The following is a 19,968-nucleotide window of genomic DNA, read 5'->3' as shown; positions in this document are numbered from 1 at the left end:
GAACGATGCGTAAGGTCCTGTATATTCTGGGCAATCTCAGCGACGAGGACATCGAGTGGATGGCCCGCGCCGGCCGGCGGCTCGATCTTACCGGCGGGCAGGTGCTGGTGCGCCAGGGGGAGGCGTCGGACTCGCTCTACATCGTGCTGGAGGGCCATGCCACCGTCGACGTCGCCGGGGTCGGGACGGTGGCGCGGCTGGGCAGCGGCGAGGTCGTCGGCGAGGTGTCCTTCGTCGATTCGGCCCCGCCCTCGGCCACCGTGTCGGCGGACGGGCGCTGCATCGTGCTGGCGCTGGCGAAGCGCGAGATCGAAGCGCGGCTGCGCAGTGACGGCGGCTTTGCCGGGCGCTTCTACAAGGCCCTGGCGATCTTCCTGGCCGACCGCCTGCGCGGCACCGTCGACCGGCTGAAATACGGCAAGGGCCAGCCGATGGACGCCGGCCGGATCATGGAGGACGAGCTGGACGAGGGGCTGCTCGATCAGGTCTCGCTCGCCGGCGCGCGGTTCGAGCGGATGCTGCGCACGCTGATGGCGGCGCGGGGATAGGGGGCGCGGGAAGCGCGGCCCCCTCCCCGACCCTCCCCCACCTTCGGTGGGAGAGGGTGCCTTATGCGAAGCGGCGGCGGTCCCCTCTCCCGCGTAAGCGGGGGAGGGCTAGGGAGGGGGCACGCGAGGCACCCGCTCTCCAAATGACAACCGCCTTACAGCTTCGCCGCCGCATCGAACACCGCGTGGCTGTAGGCGCCTTCCGGCTTCTTCGAGATGACCGGGGTGGAGGCGCCCGACATCAGGATGTCCACCGTGCGGTTGAAGTCCGCCGGGTCGAGATAGCCGGTGCCCTTGGCGCCGCCGTCGATCAGCTTGGCGACCTCCTGCATCATGGTGGTCTGGTGCTCCTCCGTCTGGGCGCCGGTGGTGTCGTTCTCCAGCACGATCTTGACCGCCTCGTCCTGGTTCTTGGCGGCGTATTCCCAGCCCTTGGCCGACGCCTTCACGAACTTCGCCAGCTTCTCCACCATCTTCGGATCGGACAGCGCCTTTTCCGTGGCGTAGAGGCCGTCCTCCAGGGTGGCGACGCCCTGGTCCTGATACTTGAAGACGGTCAGCTCGTCGGCCTTCATGCCGGCTTCGATCAGCTGCCAATACTCGTTGTAGGTCATGGTGGAGATGCAGCTGGCCTGCTTCTGCAGCAGCGGATCGACGTTGAAGCCCTGCTTCAGGACCTTGACGTCCGGGCTGGAGCCGGAGGTGGAGTAGCCCAGCTTGCTCATCCAGGACAGGAAGGGATATTCGTTGCCAGAGAACCAGACGCCCAGCGTGTGACCCTTGAAGTCCTTCGGGTCCTTGATGTTGGCGTCCTTGCGGCAGGTCAGCATCATGCCGGACTTCTGGAACATCTGAGCGATGTTGACCAGCGGCACGCCTTTTTCGCGGCTGGCGAGCGCCGACGGCATCCAGTCGACGATCACGTCGGCGCCGCCGGCGGCGATGACCTGGGTCGGGTTGATGTCGGGGCCGCCGGCCTTGATGGTGACGTCCAGCCCGGCGTCCTTGTAGAAGCCCTTGGCCGCCGCGACGTAATAGCCGGCGAACTGGGCCTGGGTGACCCATTTCAGCTGGAGCGTCAGCGGATCGGCGGCGGCGGCCGGCGCACCCCAGCCGGCGAGGCCGGTGAGCGCGGTGGCGGCGAGCAGGACGGCGGAGGCAAGGGTCTTCATCGCGTTCGATCCTCTTCTGGCTGGAGTTTGTCTTGGCTTGAGGCGGTCAGCGTTTGCGGAAAGACGGGTGCCAGGCGGTGACATGCCGCTCCGCCAGTGCAAGTGCACCGTAGAGCAGCGATCCGGTCAGGGCGGCGACGACGATGGTCGCCCAGACGATGTCCAGATTCATCCGGGCGACCTGGGTGGAGATGCGGAAGCCCATCCCCACCACCGGCGTCCCGAAGAACTCGGCGACGATGGCCCCGATAAGTGCCAAGGTCGAGTTGATCTTCAGTCCGTTGAACAAAAAGGGCAAGGCGCAGGGAAGCCGAAGCATCGCCAGCGTGCGCCAGTAGCCGGCGCCGTAGGAGCGCATCAGGTCGAGCTGGATGCGCTCGGCGCTCTGCAGACCGGCCAGCGTGTTGATGAGCATGGGGAAAAAGGTCATCACCACGATGACGGCGGCCTTGGACTGCCAGTCGAAGCCGAACCACATCACCATGATCGGCGCGATGCCCACCACCGGCACGGCGCTGGCGAGGTTGCCGAGCGGCAGCAGCCCGCGCGCCAGGAAGGGCACCCGGTCGGCCAGGATCGCCACAAGGAAGCCGGCGCCGCAGCCGATCAGATAGCCGCGCAGTACGGAGATCAGCACCGTCTGGTGGAAATCGTCCCACAGATCGGCGGCGTTGGCGGCGAAGGCGGTTGCCACGAGACTCGGCGGCGGCAGCAGGATGGTCGGCACCTGAAAGCCGCGGGTCAGGATCTCCCACAGCATGACAAGCGCCAGCCCGAACAGGGCGGGACCGGCCAGCCGCGCCGGGCCAGTGATGCCTGCCAGCAGGGCCAGCACCCGCCACAGCAGAAGCGTGGCGCCGGCCACGGATAGCCAAAGCCCGCCGGCCTGGGCAAGGGTGTAGCCCTGGCTCAGCAGCACCAGCGGCGTTGCGTAGGCGGCGGCGACTCCGGTCAGCAGGAGCAGGGACTCGCCCAGGGCGGAAGCGGGCAGGCGCCTCGCCAGAATGGTTGCGACGGTCAGTGCGAAGAGAGCCAGCGCCACCGGTATCTGCGGCAGATACAGGGCGGTGCCGTCGAGCGTGGCGAAGGGCAGCAGCGGTGCGGCCAGCATCACCAGTGGCCACGGGGACATGGCGGGGCGGCTCATCGCGCGCCTCCCCGGCCGCCCGGCACCAGCACCCGTTCGGCGAGGCCGACGGCGGCGACCAGCGTGACGCTCAGCAGGGCCGCCATCACCAGCGCGCTCCAGATCTGCACGGTCTGGCCATAGTAGGAGCCGGACAGCAGCCGCGCGCCCAATCCCGCCTGTCCGCCGGTCGGCAGCTCGGCGACGATGGCGCCGACGACGCTGGCGGCGACCGCGATCTTCAGGCTGGTGAACAGGTAGGGCAGGGAGGCCGGCAGGCGCAGCAGGCGGAAGGTCTGGGCGGTGCCGGCGCTGTAGGTGCGCATCAGGTCCAGCGTCAGCGGATCGGCGGAGCGCAGCCCCTTCACCATGCCGATGGTGATCGGGAAGAAGCAGAGATAGGCGGCGATGATCGCCTTGGGCAGCAGCCCGGTGAAGCCCATGTTGCCGAGGATCACCACGATCATCGGCGCAATGGCCAGGATCGGCACGGTCTGGGACGCGATGACCCAGGGCAGCAGGCTCGACTCCAGCGTGCGCGCCTGGACGATCCCCGCCGCCAGCGCCACGCCCAGCACCACCCCCATGGCGAAGCCGGCCAGCGCCGCCCCGGCGGTGACGCCGGTGTGGTAGAGCAGGTTGCGGATGCTGGTCACCGGATAGCCGGTCAGGGAGTTGTAGAGGTCCAACGCGACCTGATCCGGCGTCGGCAGGATCGGGCGCTTCATCGCCAGCGTGGCGCGGATCAGGTCGGCGGTCGTCCAGTCGTGGCCGGCGCGGTTCAGCGCGTCGGTCGCCGTCGGCGCGTTCAGCCAGACCGCACCGGCGTACCACAGCACCAGCACCGCCAGCGCCATCACCACGACGGGGAGCACGCGTTTAGTCGTCATAGCTGTGGCCCTCCATCAGCCCTTCGCGGACGCGGTGGGCGATGCGCTGGAACTCCGGGCTTTCGCGGATGTCCAGCGTGCGCTCGCGCGGCAGGTCGCGGTCGCAGTCGATGACGTCGAGGATGCGGCCGGGGCGCGGGCTCATCACCACGATGCGGGTGGAGAGGAAGACCGCCTCGGCAATCGAGTGGGTGACGAAGATGCAGGTCTTGCGGGTGCTGAGCCACAGGCGGGTGAGCTGAAGGTTCAGATGGTCGCGGGTGATCTCGTCGAGCGCGCCGAAGGGTTCGTCCATCAGCAGCAGGTCCGGATTGAAGGCAAGCGCGCGGGCGATGGACACCCGCTGCTGCATGCCGCCGGACAGCTGCCAGGGAAATTTGCGCTCGAAGCCGGAGAGGCCGACGAGGTCCAACTGCTCGCGGGCGCGCCGCCGCCGTTCGGCCTTGGGCAAGCCCATGATCTCCAGCGGCAGCATGACGTTGCGCTCCACCGTCCGCCACGGGTAGAGCGCCGGGGCCTGGAAGACATAGCCGTAGGCGCGCTTCAGCCGTGCCTGTTCCGGCGTCATGCCGTTGACCGTCACCTCGCCGGAGGTCGGATGTTCCAGATCGGCGACCACCCGCATCAGCGTGGTCTTGCCGCAACCGCTGGGACCGATCAGCGAGATGAAATCGCCCTTGGCGATCGACAGGCTGACGTTGCTCAGCGCGTAGACCGGATGGTCGGCGGCCTGATAGGTCAGGGTCAGGTTGCGGATGTCGACGATGGTGCGCGGCGCATGATCTGCACCCGGCGGAACCAGAGTGAGCGGTGCGGGCTGGGCGGCTGGCACGGCGGTCGTCCCTTCGCGTTGTCGTCTGTCGCGGAGGACGGGAGCAAGAAGCGGACCAGATGGGGCGGTGGTGGGGAGGCTGCTCGGTAGAGCGTTGTGATTGCTCAGAGAAAACTTGTCTATTAAGACAGGAACTGACGGGATGGACAGTGTTCGGGCGCGTGAGTTTTGGTGGGGACGCACAATTTTCGGGCTGAGGCTGAATGGGTGGTGAATTTTAGGGCAGAGGTGGGGAAATCTCCCTCTCCCCCCCGGGGAGAGGGTCGGGGTGAGGGGGATGCGCTGCGTGCCTTATCGAGAATCCTCGCTATGCGCCCCCCTCACCCTAACCCTCTCCCCGGGGGGGAGAGGAGATTAAGGGCGGGAGAGGGGAATCAAACCACCCTTGCCAGTCCTGCCCCGTCCCCGCTAACTGTTGGGACGGCCGACAAATGCACGGGTCCCATGCTCGACAGTTTCCTGCTCGCCTTCACCGCCCTGTTCTCCATCGTCAATCCGCTGGCGATGGCGCTGATCTTCAGTCAGGTGACGGCGGACAGCAGTCCGCGCGACCGGGCGCGGCTGGCCGGGCTGGTCAGCATCTATTCGGCCATCGTCATGCTGACCGCGCTGTGGGCGGGTGCCTATGTGCTGAACTTCTTCGGCGTGTCGATGGCGGCGTTGCGGATCGCCGGCGGCTTCGTGGTGGCCGAACGGGCGTGGGCGCTGCTGACCGCGCCGGAACGGCACGAGGCGCGCAAGCAGGAACAGGCCGCCCCGACCGGCGACAACGACCGCTTGGCGGAATCGGCCTTCTTCCCGATGACGATCCCCTTCACCACCGGGCCGGGCACCATCTCGGTCGCCATCGCGCTGGGCTCCACCCGCCCGACGCACGGGGCCGGCGGGCTGATGGAGTTCTTCCTGGGCATGTCGGGGGCGGCGCTGGCGATCGCCGCCCTGGTCTGGTTGTCCTACCGCTCCGCCGACCGCATCGTCGCCTTCCTGGGTCCGACGCGGGTGCGGGTGCTGACGCGGCTGTTCGCCTTCCTGCTGTTCTGCGTCGGCGTCCAGATCCTGCTGACCGGTGTTCTGGACGCCTTCCCGCTGCTGTCGCAGAAGGGCTGACCTCAAGCCTTCGGACGCAGGTCCTGCACGCGCTTGGCCTTGCCGATCGATCGCGCGATGCCGCCGGGTTCGACGGCCTCGACGCGGGTGCTGATGCCGATCAGCGACTTGATCGAATGCTGCAGGTGCTTGGCGTGGCCGTCCCATTCCGACGGGTGGATGTCCTCGTGCATCTCCACCCGGACGGCGAGGTTGTCCATGTGGCCGTCGCGGCTGACCACCAGCTCATAGTGCGGGGCGAGCGCCGGGATCTTGCAGATCAGCTCCTCGACCTGGGTCGGGAAGACGTTCACGCCGCGGATGATGAGCATGTCGTCGGAGCGGCCGGTGATCTTGTCCATCCGCCGCATGCCGCGCGCCGTCGGCGGCAGCAGCCGGGTCAGGTCGCGGGTGCGGTAGCGGATGACCGGCATGCCCTGCTTGGTCAGGGTGGTGAAGACCAGCTCGCCATAGGAGCCGTCGGGCAGCACCTCGCCGCTGTCGGGGTCGATGATCTCGGGATAGAAATGGTCCTCCCAGACCACCGGGCCATCCTTGGTCTCCACGCATTCCGACGCCACGCCCGGACCCATCACCTCCGACAGGCCGTAGATGTCGACGGCGTGGATGTTGAAGGTGCGCTCGATCTCCTCGCGCAGCGCGCCGGTCCAGGGCTCGGCGCCGAAGATGCCGACGCGCAGGCTGGTGCTGCGCGGGTCGATGCCCTGGCGGCGCATCTCGTCGGCGATGTTCAGCATGTAGGACGGCGTGACCATGATGATGGTCGGCTTGAAGTCCTGGATCAGCTGGACCTGCTTCTCGGTCTGGCCGCCCGACATCGGGATGACGGTGCAGCCCAGCCGCTCCGCCCCGTAATGGGCGCCGAGGCCGCCGGTGAACAGGCCGTAGCCGTAGGCGATGTGCACCCTGTCGCCGCGCGTGCCGCCTGCGGCGCGGATGGAGCGGGCGACGACCTCCGCCCACACGTCGATGTCGCCCTTGGTGTAGCCGACCACCGTCGGCCGCCCGGTGGTGCCGCTGGAGGCATGGACGCGCACGATGTCCTCCATCGGCACGGCGAACATGCCGAAGGGATAGGCTTGGCGCAGGTCGTCCTTCACGGTGAAGGGGAACAGCGCCAGATCCTTCAGCTCCTTGAAGTCGTCGGGATGGACGCCCTTCGCCTCGCACTTGGCGCGGAAGGGGGCCACGTTGGCGTAGGAATGGCGGAGCGACCATGCCAGCCGCTCCGTCTGCATCGCCACGATCTCGTCACGGCTGGCGAACTCGTAGCGGTCCATGCCGGCTTTCGCGCCCTGGTTAACGCCGGTATCGGTCATGATGGACATGGTGCGCTTCTCCCCTTCGTACTGATGCCCGGCGCTTGGCGGCCGGTGATGCCGATTTTTGTTCAGACCCGCTCCACCATCATGGCGATGCCCTGGCCGACGCCGATGCACATGGTGCAGAGCGCGCGGGTCGCCTTGCGGTCCTCCAGTTCCATCACCGCGCTGGCGACCAGACGGGTACCGCTGGCGCCAAGCGGGTGGCCGAGCGCGATGGCGCCGCCGTTGGGGTTCACATGCTCGGCATCGTCGGGCAGGCCCAGCATGCGCAGCACGGCGAGACCCTGCGCCGCGAAGGCCTCGTTCAGCTCGATCACGTCGACGTCGCCGATGGAGAGGCCGAGGCGGGCCAGCAGCTTCTGCGTCGCCGGGGCCGGGCCGATGCCCATGACGCGCGGCGCCACGCCGGCCACCGCGGTGCCGACGACGCGGGCGCGCGGGGTCAGGCCATAGCGCTTGACCGCGTCGGCCGAGGCGACGATCACCGCGGCGGCGCCGTCATTGACGCCCGACGCGTTACCGGCGGTGACGCTGCCGCCCTCCTTGCGGAAGGGGGTGGAGAGCTTGGCCAGCGCCTCCAGCGTGGTGTCGGGGCGCAGATGCTCGTCGGCGGCGACGATGGTCGGCTCGCCCTTGCGGCGGGGGATGCTGACCGGGACGATCTCGCGGGCGAGGCGACCGGATTCCTGGGCGCGGCCGGCGCGCTGCTGGCTGCGGACGGCGAAGGCGTCCTGGTCGGCGCGGCTGATGTTGTAGTCGGCGGCGACGTTCTCCGCCGTCTCCGGCATGCTGTCGATGCCGAACTTCGCCTTCATCAGCGGATTGACGAAGCGCCAGCCGATGGTGGTGTCGAAGATCTCCGCCTGCCGGGAAAAGGCGCTGTCGGACTTGCCCATGACGAAGGGGGCGCGGGTCATGCTCTCCACACCGCCGGCGACGATCAGCTCGGCCTCGCCCGCCTTGATGGCGCGGGCGGCCATGCCGATCGAGTCCATGCCGGAGCCGCAGAGGCGGTTGACCGTGGTGCCGGGCACGGCGACCGGCAATCCTGCCAGCAGGGCCGCCATGCGGGCGACGTTGCGGTTGTCCTCGCCGGCCTGGTTGGCGCAGCCGAGGATCACGTCGTCCACAGCGGACCATTCGACGCCGGGGTTGCGCTCCATCAGGGCCTTCAGCGGCACCGCGGCGAGGTCATCCGGGCGCACCGGGGCCAGCCCGCCGCCGTAACGGCCGAAGGGGGTGCGGACGGCATCGCAGATGTAGGCTTCACGCATGGTTCGCTCCAGAAACTATCAGATGGGGATCGTGACCGTGGCCGCCAGGGGCAGCGCCTTTGATGGCTTCAGGCCACAGGTATCACGGTCCCCGCGATGCGCGCCGACTGGCCGCGGAACAGGCCGACCACCGTGCCGTCCTGGTTGGTGACGGTGACGTCGTAGACGCCGGAGCGGCCGCGCTTGTGCACCTCGCGGCATTCGGCGGTCAGCACGTCGCCCAGCTTGGCCGGAGCCGGGAAGGTGATGGAGCAGCCCGCTGCCACCGTCACCTCGTTCGCCGCGTTGCAGGCATAGGCGAAGGCGGTGTCGGCCAGCGTGAAGGTCATACCGCCATGGCCGATGTCGTGGCCGTTCACCATGTCCTTGCGCACGGTCATCGCCATGCGGGCATAGCCGGGGGCGATCTCCAGCAACTCGATGCCATGGGCCTGGGCGCAATGGTCGCGCTCGTACATGCCGCGGCCGACCGCTTCGGCGAGGCTTTGGGGATCGGTGGTCATGCGGAAAGCTCCTTACCCCCTCTCCCCCCCGGGGAGAGGGTTGGGGTGAGGGGGATGCGCGGCGTGGTATCGGTGGCGCCGCCGGGGTTTCCGCTGCTTGCTGAGCCACGCGGTGCGACCCCCTCACCCTGACCCTCTCCCCGGGGGGGAGAGGGAATACGAGATGCGGAAATCTTGCGGCGCAGCAGGGCGGAGGCGCGGTAGCGGTCCTCGCCGTAGGTGCGGGCCAGCGCGTCGAGCACGGCCAGCACATGGGGCAGGCCGATGCGGTCGGCCCAGGCCAGCGGACCCAGCGGGTAGTTCACGCCTTTGGTCATCGCGATGTCGATGTCGGCGGCGCTGGCAACCCCCTGCATCGCCGCGTCCGCCGCCTCGTTGGCGAGCATGGCGACGGTGCGCATCACCACCAGACCGGGGGCGTCGTCGATCACCGACACTGCCTTGCCCAGCGCCTGGAACAGCCCGGCGGCGACGGCAACCGCTTCGGACGGCGTGCCGTCGGCGGGGGCCAGCGCCACGCGGGCGGCCTTGGCGTAGTCCAGCGCGAGGTCGAACAGCACCAGCGGAGCGATGCCGTCCTCGGCCGCGCGGGCGGTGGCGGTGCGGCCGTCGGTCAGGGCCAGGGTGACGCCGTCCACCAGCAGGACGCCGGGGCCGGCGGTCTCCTCCACCGCGATGCCGGCCTCGCGCAGCAGCCCGACCAGGGACGCGGCGGGGCCGAGGTCGCCTTGAACAACGACACGCTGCGGCTTGGTGGCCGGCTCGGCGCTGCGCGGCGCCGGCTTGGCGGCGCCGGGGCTGTGGTCGTAGAAGCCGCGGCCGGTTTTGCGGCCGAGGCGCCCGGCCTCGACCAGCTCCTGCTGGATCAGCGAGGGCTGGAAGCGCGGGTCGCCGAAATAAGCGGCGTGGACCGAGCGGGTGACGGCGAAGTTCACGTCATGACCGATCAGGTCCATCAGCTCGAACGGTCCCATGCGGAAGCCGCCGGCCTCGCGGGCGACGGCATCGATGGTGGCGGGGTCGGCTGCCTGTTCCTGCACCAGCCGCAGCCCTTCGGCGTAGAAGGGGCGGGCGACCCGGTTGACGATGAAGCCGGGGGTGGAGCGGCAGCGCACCGGGCTCTTGCCCCACGCCTTCGCGGTGTCGAACAGCGTGTCGAGCACCAAAGCGTCGGTGGCGAGCCCGCTGACGATCTCCACCAGCGCCATCAGCGGCGCCGGGTTGAAGAAATGCAGCCCGGCCAGCCGTTCCGGCCGCTGCACCCCGGCGCCGATGGCGGTGACCGACAGCGACGAGGTGTTGGTGGCGAGGATGGCGTCCGCGCCGACGATGCCCTCAAGCTCCGCGAACAGGCGGCGTTTTACGTCGAGGTCCTCGACGATGGCCTCCACCACCAGACCGGCGGGGGCGAGGTCGGACAGGCCGTTCACCGCGCGCAGGCGGTCTACGGTGGCGTCGCGCTCCGCCGCCGTGCGCTTGCCCTTCTCGACCAGCGCGGTCAGGGCCTTGGCGATGGACTCGACGGCGGCTTGCGCGGCGCCGGGGCGGGTGTCGACCAGCAGGACCGGGTGGCCGGCCTGGGCCGCGACCTGGGCGATGCCCTGGCCCATGGCGCCGGCCCCGACCACCGCGACGGTGACGGAGGGATCGAGCGCCGCCATCACCGCCCCTCGAACTTCGGTGCGCGCTTTTCGACGAAGGCGGCGACGCCTTCGCGATAGTCATGCGTGCGGCCGGCCTCGCGCTGGAGATCACGCTCCAGGTCCAGCTGGGTGTCGAGGTCGTTGGCCGAGGAGGCGTTGAGCGCCTGCTTGATGAGGGCCAGACCACGCGTCGGCTGGGTGGCGAGCTGGCGGGCGAGCGCGCCGGCCTCCGCCATCAGCCTGTCGTCGTCCACCGCCTTCCAGATCATGCCCCAGGCTTCCGCCTGCTCGGCCGTGACCTTGTCGCCCAGCATGGCGAGGCCCATGGCGCGGGCATGGCCGACCAGACGCGGCAAGGTCCAGGTGCCGCCGCTGTCGGGGATCAGCCCGATCTTGCAGAAGGCCTGGATGAAGCTGGCCGACCGCGCCGCCAGCACGATGTCGCAGGCCAGCGCGATGTTGGCGCCCGCCCCGGCGGCGACGCCGTTGACGGCGCAGATGACCGGCATCGGCAGGGCGCGCAAGGACCGGACCAGCGGGTTGTAGTTGGTCTCGATCGACACGCCGAGGTCGGGACCCTGGGCGCCCGGCGCGACGGCGCGGTCGGAGAGATCCTGCCCGGCGCAGAAGCCGCGACCGGCGCCGGTCAACAGCAGGCAGCGCACGGCCTTGTCCTCGCGCACCTCGCCGACGGCCTCGCGCAGCTCCTCATGCATCGCCGCGGTGAAGCTGTTCAGCCGGTCCGGCCGGTTCAGCGTGATGGTGGCGACGCCGTCGGCGATGTCGAGGAGGATGGTCTTTTCAGTGGTCTGCCGGTCGCTCATTGGGCGGCCTCCAGAACCGGAACGCGGCTCTGCACCACGCGGAAGCGGTTGGCGACGAAGGCGAGGTCGCACAGCGCCGCATTGGCCGCCGGGTTGGCGCCGGTGCCGTGGAAGTCGCTGAAGGCCGCCGACTGGTTGACGAAGACGCCGCCGGTCAGATTGACCGACAGGGCGACGCCGGCCTCGACGAACAGGTCGGTCGCCTGCTCGATCAGCTGCGGGTCGGTGCTGTAGAGGCCGGTGGTCAGCGCGCCCTTGGTGCGGGTCAGGCGGGCGGCGCGCTCCAGGCTGTCGGCGGTGCTGTCGGTCTTCACGATGATGGAGATCGGGCCGAACAGCTCATGGCCGTACTTGTCCTCGTCGGCCGCATCCATGGTCAGGATCAGCGGCGTGCGGATGCGGGCGTCAGGGAACTTCGGGTGTGTGATGGCGCGCGACGGCAGCACGACGGTGCCGAGCTTGGCGGCCTCGTCGATGCGGGCCAGCGTGGCGTCGGACTGGATGGCGCCCAGCACCTCCACCGCGCGTTCCGGGTCGGACAGGAACTTGTCGACGCCGCCGGCCAGTGCCGAGACGACCTGATCGAAGCTCATGCGGTCAGGGCCGGCCTGGATGCCGTCCTTCGGCACGAAGATGACCTGGGTCGTCGTGCACATCTGGCCGGAATAGAGGCTGAGCGTGAAGGCGAGGTTGCGCACCATGCCCTTGGGGTCGTCGGTGCCGTCGATCACCACCGTGTTGACGCCGGCCTTCTCGGTATAGACCTGGGCCTGACGGGCGTTCTGCTCCAGCCAATCGCCGAAGCCGGTGGAGCCGGTGTAGTCGATCACCGCCACTTCCGGCCGCAGCGCCAGATCCTTGGCGACGGTGTCGCCGATGGCGAGCGTGACGAGGTTGGGGTCGAGCCCGCACTCCGCCAGCACTTCGCGCGCGATCTTCACGGTGATGGCGAGCGGCAGGATGGCGGTGGGGCCCGGCTTCACGATCACCGCGTTGCCGGTGACGAGGCTGGCGAACAGGCCGGGATAGCCGTTCCAGGTCGGGAAGGTGGCGCAGCCGATGACCAGCCCGACGCCGCGGCCGACCACCTCGAAGCGCTTGTCCATCACCAGCGGCGGGTTCTTGCCCTGCGGCTTCTCCCAGCGGGCGGCCGGGGTCTGGTCGGTCATCGCCTTCCAGCCATAGGCGACAGCCTCCAGCCCACGGTCCTGGGCGTGCGGGGCGCCGGCCTGGAAGGCCATCATGAAGGCCTGACCGGTGGTGTGCATCACCGCGTTGGCGATCTCGAAGGACCGCGCGTTCAGCCGCTTGAGGATTTCCAGGCAGACGCCGGCCCGGCCGTTCGGCCCGGCCTTGCGCCAGCCCGGCATCGCCGCCTTGGCCGCCTTCACCAGTGCATCGACATCCGACACCGGATAAGTGATGCCGAGATCGAAGCCGAAGGGCGAGCGCTCACCCCCCACCGTGCCGGTGACGCCCGGCTGGTCCAGTTCGAAGGGCTTGTCGCGGTAGGCCGCGAAGGCCGCCTCGCCATCCGCCGCCGCCGTCTCGCCATAGGCGCGCGGGCTCGGCATTTCGGGGAAGGCCGACCAGTAGGCGCGGCTGCGGCAGGCCTCGACGGCCTTCTGCAGAGTCGCCTCGTGCGTCTCGAACAGGCTCTGCGGGGTGGTGGTCATGGCGGGGCGTTTCCTTTTTCTCGTTGATCAGGCGGCGTCGAAGTCGATGACGACCCGTTCAGTCAGCGGGCGCGACTGGCAGGTCAGGACATAGCCGGCCTCGACCTCCCACGGCTCCAGCGAGTAGTTCTCGGCCATCTCGACCTTGCCTTCGCGGACCTTGGCGCGGCAGGTGCAGCAGACGCCAGACTTGCAGGAATAGGGCAGGTCGGCGCCATGCCGGTGGGCGGCGTCGAGGATGCTCTCGCCGTCATAGGGCAGCGTGAATTCCTTGCGCTTGCCGTCCTGCAGGATGGCGATGGTCGCGGCATCGGTGGGGCTGTCGGCTGCAACCTTCTTCACTACGGGCCGCGCGGCGGTCGTGGTGCCGAACAGCTCGACATGGATGTTGGCCGGCGGGGTGCCGCAGGCGGCCAGGGCGTCGCGCACCTCCTCCACCATCGGCTGGGGGCCGCAGAGGAAGGCGGCGTCGATGTCCTCGGCCTTGAGCGGGCCGGCGCAGAGTTCGCGCACCAGACCGGCGCCGATCCGGCCGCCCAGAAGACCGGCCTCTTCCGGCTCGCGGCTCAGCACATGGTGGATGACCAGCCGGCCGATATAGCGGTTCTTCAGGTCCTCCAGTTCCTCCCGGAAGATGATGGAGGAGACGGTGCGGTTGCCGTAGACCAGCACGAAACGGCTCTTCGGCTCCTGCGCCAGCACGGTCTTCAGGATCGACATCACCGGGGTGATGCCGCTGCCGGCGGCGAAGGCGACATAGGTGCGCGCCGCATTCGGGTCGATGGGGGTGTGGAAGCGCCCCATCGGCGTCATCACCTCCAGCACCGCGCCGGGCGCCAGCGACTGGTTGGCGTGGGTGGAGAACAGGCCGCCATCGACCTTCTTCACCGCCACGCGCAGTTCGCCCTCGCCCACGCCGGAGCAGATGGAATAGGAGCGCCGCACCTCCTCGTGCCCGATGTGGGTCTTGAGGGTGAGGTACTGGCCCTGGACGAAGCGGAAGCGATCGGCGAGATCGGCCGGCACGTCGAAGGCGATCGACACGGTGTCCGCGGTCTCCCGCCGGCACTCGCGGATGGTCAGCGGGTGGAAGCTGGGGGTGGTCATGGGCTCGGGATCCTTGTGGAGCGGACGGAATGAGGCCCCCTCCCTAACCCTCCCCCGCTGGCGCGGGAGAGGGGACTGCCGCCGATCTGGCGCGTACTCCCTCTCCCGCAAAGCGGGGGAGGGTTGGGGAGGGGGCATCCACCGAAAGCACTCAATGGCATTTGAACACGTCGAACGGTTCGAGGCAGGCGTTGCAGGCGTGCAGCGCCTTGCAGGCGGTGGAGCCGAAGCGGCTGATCTGGCGGGTGTCCTGCGAACCACAGCGCGGGCAGGCGATCACCTCGTCCGGCGCGGTCAGGGCGCGCTTGCCGGAGTGCGGCGGCGGGACGATGCCGACCTCGGCCAGCTTCTCGCGGCCGGTGTCGCTGATCCAGTCGGTCGTCCAAGGCGGGGCGATCACCACCGAGACGCGGGCGTCGAGCTTGGCGCGGGCCAGCGCGGTTTCCGCCTCCAGCACGATCACGTTGGTGGCGGGGCAGCCGGAATAGGTCGGCGTCAGGGCCACCGTCAGCCGGCCGTCCGCGTCGGCCGACACCGCGCGGACGATGCCGAGATCGACGATGCTCAGCACCGGGATCTCCGGATCCATCACCCCGGCCAGCGCGTCCCAGGCGGCCTTCACGACCGCGTCGGCGCCCGGTTCCGGTCCCCAGCAGCCTGCTGCATCCGGCATTTCGCCCTCACCAGGTCGCGTCGGGATAGGCGCGCGGCAGGAACTGCATCTCGGCCAGCAGATAGCCGAGATGCTCGCTGTGCTCGCCGCGGCGGCCGCCCTTCTGCATCCAGCCGTCGGCGGGACGGTCGAGCGTCGCCTCCTCCAGCACCGCTTCGACGCGGGCGGTCCAGGCGGCCTTCAGCTCGGCCGGGTCGGGGACGATGCCGGCGGCGATCAGCGCCTGTTCGGCCTCGTCACGTTCGAACATCTCGCCGGTGTAGGGCCAGAGGCGGCCGAGCGCGTCGGCGACCTTGGCGTGGCTGACGTCGGTGCCGTCGCCCAGCCGCACCAGCCAGTCGCCGCTGTGGCGGACATGGTAGCGCACCTCCTTCACCGCCTTGGCGGCGATGCCGGCCAACGTCTCGTCCTTGGAGGCGCAGAGCCGTTCATACAGCTCCACCGCCCAGGCGTCGTGCAGGAACTGGCGGACGATGGTGTGGCCGAAGTCGCGGTTCGGCTGTTCGACCAGCAGGTGGTTGCGGTAGTCGAAGACGTCGCGCCGGTAGGCGAGGCGGTCCTCGTCGCGGCCCTTGCCCTCCAGCTCGCCGGCATAGGTCAGCAGCATGCGGGCGTGGCCGACGAGGTCGAGCGCGACGTTGGTCAGCGCGATGTCCTCTTCCAGCTCCGGCGCATGGCCGCACCATTCCGACAGCCGGTGCCCCAGCACCAGCGACGTGTCGCCCAGCCGCAGCGTGTAGCCGAACAGGGCCTCTTTGAGATCCGTGCTCATCAGATGTTCTTCACGTCTGCGGGGATGTCGTAGAAGGTCGGGTGGCGATAGACCTTGTCGTCGGCCGGGTCGAACAGGCTGGCCTTCTCCGAGGGGTCGGAGGCGGCGATGCTGGCGGCGGGGACCGCCCAGATGCTGACGCCCTCGCCGCGGCGGGTGTAGACGTCGCGGGCGTTGTCCAGCGCCATGCGGGCGTCGGCGGCGTGCAGGCTGCCGACATGCTTGTGCGACAACCCGTTCTTCGGCCGGATGAAGATCTCGAACAGCGGCCAGTCCTTACGATCCATGGTCTCGTTCCCTCGGAATTCTTTGGTCAGCCGGCCTTCTTCAGGGCGCGCTGCTTGCGTTTGGCGGCATGGGCGACGGCGGCTTCGCGCACCCAGGCGCCGTCGTCCCACGCCTTGCGGCGGGCCTCGATGCGCTCGCGGTTGCAGGGGCCGTTGCCCTTCAGGATCTCGTTGAACTCGGTCCAGTCGATGGCGCCGAATTCGTAATGGCCGGTCTCGGCGTTGAAGCGCAGCTCCGGGTCCGGGATGGTCAGGCCCAGGAACTCCGCCTGCGGCACCGTGGCGTCGACGAAGCGCTGGCGCAGCTCGTCGTTGGAGAAGCGCTTGATCTTCCAGGCCATGTTCTGGGCGGAGTGGGCGGACTGGTCGTCCGACGGGCCGAACATCATCAGCGACGGCCACCACCAGCGGTTCAGCGCGTCCTGCGCCATCCGCTTCTGCTCCGGCGTGCCCTGGGCCAGTGCCAGCATCAGCTCGTAGCCCTGGCGCTGGTGGAAGCTCTCCTCCCGGCAGATGCGGACCATGGCGCGGGCATAGGGCCCGTAGGAGCAGCGGCAGAGCGGCACCTGATTCATGATCGCCGCGCCGTCGACCAGCCAGCCGATGGCGCCGATGTCGGCCCAGGTCGGGGTCGGGTAGTTGAAGATGCTGGAATATTTGGCCTTGCCCGACAGCAGTTGGCCGACCAGCTCGTCGCGCGACACGCCCAGCGTCTCGGCGGCGCTGTAGAGGTAGAGGCCATGCCCGCCCTCATCCTGCACCTTGGCCAGCAGGGCCACCTTGCGGCGCAGGGTCGGCGCGCGGGTGACCCAGTTGCCTTCCGGCAGCATGCCGACGATTTCCGAATGGGCGTGCTGCGAGATCTGGCGGACCAGCGTGCGGCGGTAGCCCTCCGGCATCCAGTCGCGCGGCTCGATCTTCTCTTCGGCGTCGACGCGCTCCTGGAAGCGGCCCTGGAGAGCGGCGTCCTGTTCCGTCACCAAGCGGGGAGACGGTTGAGCGCCCTGCTCGGTCTTGGCATCCAAACCCTGCGTGTACATCGGCATCCCCGAGATGGATCGCGTGTCCAGCGAACATTTTCTGAAAGCAAAATATGATACAGATCAAAGACTGTAAAGCGGATTTGTGTGTCGCTTTTGGGGTGGGGCGGCAGGTCTCAAAAAGTCTTTTGAAAATCAGTAACTTGCCTTCGCTATTCAGCGCATGCCTTTGGTCGCGCTCGACCGGATGAGGGCGTGCGTGGGCCTGCACCGATACACAGTCGATGCGGATTTTAAGATTTTGTGCGATGCGGAAGAGGCAAGGCAAAGGAGGAGGGGCGCTGCCGGGCTCATAACCGACAACGGCGCTCTGGTTTGGGCGGCGGAGTGGCAAGAGTCCGCCACGTCCGCATGCGCCCTCTGCCGGACCCCTATCTGTCCGACGGGTGTCCGGCTTGCTTTACGGTGTTTGCGACGGCCCTCGGGCTCGCCGTAGGCAGAGGAGAATCGATGGGGGGCTTACGACGCCCGCAATGCCCCCAGGAATCCGTCCACCTCCTGCCGCATCCGACCGGCGTCGCCGGTGACGGTGTCGACTGACCGCACCATGACGCTGCTCGCCTGCTCGGCGGACGCGGCGGCGGCGGTGACGGCGGCGATGTTGTCGGAAACGCTGCGGGTGCCGTCGGCGGCGTCCTGGATGTTGGCGGCGATCTCGCCCACCGCGGCGCTCTGCTGTTCGACCGCGGCGGCGACCTCGCTGGCGATCTCGTTCAGGCGGGCGATGGTACGGGTGACGGCGCCGATGGTGTCGACCGCGGTGCCCGACGCGCTCTGGATTTCGGCGATGCGCGCCTGGATCTCGGCGGTCGCCTTGGCGGTCTGGCCGGCGAGCTGCTTCACTTCGCTGGCGACGACGGCGAAGCCCTTGCCGGCTTCACCGGCGCGGGCGGCCTCGATGGTGGCGTTCAGCGCCAGCAGGTTGGTCTGGCCGGCGATGCCGGAAATCATGTCGACCACCTTGCCGATCTCCTCCGCCGCCTCGGCGAGGCTGCCCATCACGGCGGTGCTGCGTTCGGCGTCGCGGGTGGCGTCGGCGGCGATGCCGGCGGAATCGGCGACCAGCTGCGAGATGCCGGCGAAGCTGGCCGACAGTTCGGCGGTGGCGGCGGCAACGCTGTCGACATTGGCCGAGGCGCGGCCGGCCGCCGACGACACCGCGTCGGAATGGCGTGCGGTCTCGGCGGCACCGTCTGCCATCGCGGCGGCGGCGGCGGTCATCTCGGCGGTGGAGGCGGACAGCGCCTCGACAAGGCGCTTCACCGTCGCCTCGAAGCCGTCGGCGAGCGTGCGCAGTTCGCGGCGGCGTTCCTCGGCGGCGGCGGTCTTCAGCCGTTCCTGCTCCTGCTGCAGGCGTTCGGTGTCGAGCATGGTGTCGCGGAAGACACGGGCGGCGGTGGCCATGCGGCCGATCTCGTCGCGGCGGCCCTCTTCGAAACTGGCGGTGAAATCGCGGGCGGCCAGCCGTTCCAGCGAACTGGCGACATCGAGGATCGGGCGGGAGATGCCGCGCACCAGCACGGCGCCGAAGCCGAGCGCCAGCAGCGTGCAGAGCGTCACCCCGCCCAGCACCATGCCGTGAGCGCTGTTGTAGACCGCCGCGCCCTGGTCGGCGACGGCGCCGGCGTCGACCATCGTGCCCTCGACCAGCGCGTCCAAAGCCTCCTGCACGCGGGCGAAGGCGACGGCGCTGGGGCGCTTGAAGACGCTGACGGAGGATTGGGCGTTGCCGTCGCGCGAAAGGCCGCGCACCCGTTCGGCGGCCGATGCGTAGGTGGTCCAGGCCTCGTCGAACGCCGCCAGCCGCGCCGCACCCTCGCCGCCGGTGAAGCGCGATCCTGCGGCCTGACGGCGCGCCGTCACCTCGGCCACCGCGTCGGTCCAGCCCTTTTCGGCCTGGTTCACCTGCATCTCGTTGGTGGCGAGCGCATAGGCGGCTTCGGCGATGCGATGGCTCTGCGCGGCGGAGGTCAGTTGACCGGCCAGCTGGGTCGCAGGGAGCGAGCGGCTGCGCATCGTCTCGGCGGCATTGTTTAGGATTTCCAGCCGGCTGAGCGTGAACAGTCCGAAGGCGGCGGCCATCACCACGGTGCCAAGCACGGCGACGATGATCTTGGCGCGGATGGTGAGACGTCCGAATAAACGAATTTTAGCCAATTTGTCTGCACCCCCGCCAAGCTTCCGGCAAGAAGACATCCCGCCCGAAGGAATTATTCGACCCTCAATCTTACTAATCCGAACGTTTAAAATTATCAACGCGGAAGGTGAGTGAAATGGTCGGAGATCGCGGGGAACCGGGCAATGGTCACAGTCCGGGGAAGGACGCGGGCGGGAAAGGGACTTCAAAACGAAACGGCCGCCGCACCCGGTTGGTGCGGCGGCCGTTTCGGGACCGGCTGAGGATGGAGATCAGGCGGCCTTGCGAACGGAACCCAGCTCGGTGAACAGCTTCACCACGGCTTCGACGAACTCGTTCAGCTGGTCCTGGCCCAGGGCCGAGACCGTGATGTCGTCAACGACCAGAGCCTCTTCGCTGATCCGGCCGCCGGCGGCGGTCAGGTCGGCGCGGTAGGCTTCCGGGGCGGCCAGCAGGCGGCCGCGCAGCTTGCCGGGGATCGCCAGCAGCTGGATGCCCTGGTCGATGGCGGCGATCGGCTTGCCGGCATCCAGGAAGTGGCCGACGATGCGGCGGGTGTGGGCCGACTGCTGCAGCTTCGCCACGCTGCGCTCACCGCCCGGCAGCAGCAGCATGTCGAAGTCGGCGCCGAGCGCCTCGCTCAGATGCTTGTCCACCGGGAAGTAATGGCCCCAGGACTTGCCGTGCCAGCCGTTGACCAGACCCGTCTCGGTGGAGATGGTACGCAGCGTGGCGCCGGTCTTGATCAGGGCGCGTTGCGGCTCGGTCATCTCCGCTTCTTCGAAGCCGTTGGAGACGAGGATGGCGATGGACTTTCCTGCGAGCGATTGATCCATACTGTCTTGTCCTTTCATCGTTTCACCAAAGAACGCCGGAGCATCTCCGATGGCATGTCCGCCAGGGGAGAACCCGCCGGGGCAAGTGGCGGTCGGGAAACGGTCATCGCCGCGCACGGGAATGCGCGGCGGCCAGTTCCGCCCGCCGGTGGCCCAAAGTCGGGTGCCGGCGTGTGGGACCTTTACGTCCCGGATC

19 protein-coding genes are annotated in these 19,968 nt (G+C 68.8%); 2 read left to right on the top strand and 17 right to left on the bottom strand.

Annotated elements, in window-relative coordinates:
- Positions 1 to 5 precede the first annotated feature (5 nt).
- Positions 6 to 548 (top strand): cyclic nucleotide-binding domain-containing protein, encoded by a 543-nt coding sequence (locus tag M5E06_RS30535; RefSeq protein WP_252141441.1) that lies wholly within the window; start codon positions 6 to 8, stop codon positions 546 to 548.
- A 155-nt stretch (positions 549 to 703) separates the two neighbouring features.
- On the opposite strand, the gene M5E06_RS30530 is transcribed toward M5E06_RS30535, so the two are convergent.
- From M5E06_RS30530 to M5E06_RS30515, 4 genes are read right to left on the bottom strand one after another with little or no spacing between them, the layout of a single operon-like run.
- The gene (locus M5E06_RS30530) at positions 704 to 1,720 is read right to left on the bottom strand and encodes an ABC transporter substrate-binding protein (RefSeq protein ID WP_109152201.1); all 1,017 of its coding nucleotides are present in this window, start codon (positions 1,718 to 1,720) and stop codon (positions 704 to 706) included.
- 46 nt (positions 1,721 to 1,766) lie between these two features.
- The gene (locus M5E06_RS30525) at positions 1,767 to 2,867 is read right to left on the bottom strand and encodes an ABC transporter permease (RefSeq protein ID WP_252141440.1); all 1,101 of its coding nucleotides are present in this window, start codon (positions 2,865 to 2,867) and stop codon (positions 1,767 to 1,769) included.
- Positions 2,864 to 3,736, bottom strand: a complete 873-nt coding sequence (locus M5E06_RS30520) for an ABC transporter permease (protein WP_252141439.1) — start codon at positions 3,734 to 3,736, stop codon at positions 2,864 to 2,866. The genes M5E06_RS30525 and M5E06_RS30520 overlap by 4 nt, the downstream gene beginning before the upstream one ends.
- Positions 3,726 to 4,538 (bottom strand): ABC transporter ATP-binding protein, encoded by an 813-nt coding sequence (locus M5E06_RS30515; RefSeq protein ID WP_252141489.1) that lies wholly within the window; start codon positions 4,536 to 4,538, stop codon positions 3,726 to 3,728. The genes M5E06_RS30520 and M5E06_RS30515 overlap by 11 nt, the downstream gene beginning before the upstream one ends.
- Positions 4,539 to 5,012: 474 nt before the next feature.
- Here M5E06_RS30515 and M5E06_RS30510 point away from each other — a divergent pair, with 474 nt between their 5' ends.
- Positions 5,013 to 5,675: a MarC family protein gene (locus M5E06_RS30510; protein WP_109152197.1), complete on the top strand. Its 663-nt coding sequence runs from the start codon at positions 5,013 to 5,015 to the stop codon at positions 5,673 to 5,675.
- Positions 5,676 to 5,677: 2 nt separating this feature from the next.
- Here M5E06_RS30510 and paaK read toward each other — a convergent pair whose 3' ends face one another.
- From paaK to M5E06_RS30445, 13 genes are all read right to left on the bottom strand, one after another.
- Positions 5,678 to 7,003: a phenylacetate--CoA ligase PaaK gene (gene paaK / locus M5E06_RS30505; protein ID WP_252141438.1), complete on the bottom strand. Its 1,326-nt coding sequence runs from the start codon at positions 7,001 to 7,003 to the stop codon at positions 5,678 to 5,680.
- Between the two features lie 62 nt (positions 7,004 to 7,065).
- Positions 7,066 to 8,274, bottom strand: coding sequence for a 3-oxoadipyl-CoA thiolase (gene pcaF, locus M5E06_RS30500; protein ID WP_136701079.1), 1,209 nt, complete (start codon positions 8,272 to 8,274; stop codon positions 7,066 to 7,068).
- A gap of 68 nt (positions 8,275 to 8,342) precedes the next feature.
- On the bottom strand, positions 8,343 to 8,777 hold the full coding sequence (gene paaI, locus M5E06_RS30495) for a hydroxyphenylacetyl-CoA thioesterase PaaI (RefSeq protein WP_252141437.1): 435 nt from the start codon (positions 8,775 to 8,777) through the stop codon (positions 8,343 to 8,345).
- Complete coding sequence (gene paaH / locus M5E06_RS30490) at positions 8,774 to 10,438, bottom strand: 3-hydroxyacyl-CoA dehydrogenase PaaH (protein ID WP_252141436.1); 1,665 nt, start codon at positions 10,436 to 10,438, stop codon at positions 8,774 to 8,776. Before paaH ends, paaI begins: the two co-directional genes overlap by 4 nt.
- A complete protein-coding gene (gene paaG / locus M5E06_RS30485; RefSeq protein ID WP_252141435.1) occupies positions 10,438 to 11,244 on the bottom strand; it encodes a 2-(1,2-epoxy-1,2-dihydrophenyl)acetyl-CoA isomerase PaaG in 807 nt (268 codons plus the stop codon). Before paaG ends, paaH begins: the two co-directional genes overlap by 1 nt.
- A complete protein-coding gene (paaN, locus tag M5E06_RS30480) occupies positions 11,241 to 12,920 on the bottom strand; it encodes a phenylacetic acid degradation protein PaaN (protein ID WP_149227120.1) in 1,680 nt (559 codons plus the stop codon). The genes paaG and paaN overlap by 4 nt, the downstream gene beginning before the upstream one ends.
- Positions 12,921 to 12,947: 27 nt before the next feature.
- Entirely contained in the window at positions 12,948 to 14,027 is a 1,080-nt protein-coding gene (paaE, locus tag M5E06_RS30475) for a 1,2-phenylacetyl-CoA epoxidase subunit PaaE (protein ID WP_252141434.1), read from the bottom strand.
- Positions 14,028 to 14,178: 151 nt separating this feature from the next.
- Positions 14,179 to 14,700 carry a 1,2-phenylacetyl-CoA epoxidase subunit PaaD gene (paaD, locus tag M5E06_RS30470; RefSeq protein ID WP_252141433.1) on the bottom strand — a complete coding sequence of 174 codons (522 nt, stop codon included), beginning with the start codon at positions 14,698 to 14,700 and terminating at the stop codon, positions 14,179 to 14,181.
- 7 nt (positions 14,701 to 14,707) lie between these two features.
- Entirely contained in the window at positions 14,708 to 15,472 is a 765-nt protein-coding gene (gene paaC, locus M5E06_RS30465) for a 1,2-phenylacetyl-CoA epoxidase subunit PaaC (protein ID WP_252141432.1), read from the bottom strand.
- Positions 15,472 to 15,759, bottom strand: a complete 288-nt coding sequence (gene paaB, locus M5E06_RS30460; protein ID WP_014189511.1) for a 1,2-phenylacetyl-CoA epoxidase subunit PaaB — start codon at positions 15,757 to 15,759, stop codon at positions 15,472 to 15,474. The genes paaC and paaB overlap by 1 nt, the downstream gene beginning before the upstream one ends.
- Positions 15,760 to 15,785: 26 nt before the next feature.
- Positions 15,786 to 16,799: a 1,2-phenylacetyl-CoA epoxidase subunit PaaA gene (paaA, locus tag M5E06_RS30455; protein ID WP_252141431.1), complete on the bottom strand. Its 1,014-nt coding sequence runs from the start codon at positions 16,797 to 16,799 to the stop codon at positions 15,786 to 15,788.
- 459 nt (positions 16,800 to 17,258) lie between these two features.
- Positions 17,259 to 18,956: a methyl-accepting chemotaxis protein gene (locus M5E06_RS30450; protein WP_252141430.1), complete on the bottom strand. Its 1,698-nt coding sequence runs from the start codon at positions 18,954 to 18,956 to the stop codon at positions 17,259 to 17,261.
- Between the two features lie 252 nt (positions 18,957 to 19,208).
- Positions 19,209 to 19,772, bottom strand: a complete 564-nt coding sequence (locus M5E06_RS30445; RefSeq protein WP_085092123.1) for a DJ-1/PfpI family protein — start codon at positions 19,770 to 19,772, stop codon at positions 19,209 to 19,211.
- Positions 19,773 to 19,968 lie beyond the last annotated feature (196 nt).

The organism is Azospirillum sp. A1-3 (assembly GCF_023806445.1).
In the GTDB taxonomy this organism is placed as follows: Bacteria; Pseudomonadota; Alphaproteobacteria; order Azospirillales; family Azospirillaceae; genus Azospirillum.
Note: the sequence above shows the minus strand (reverse complement) of the source record. Positions and strands in the feature narration are given on the sequence as shown.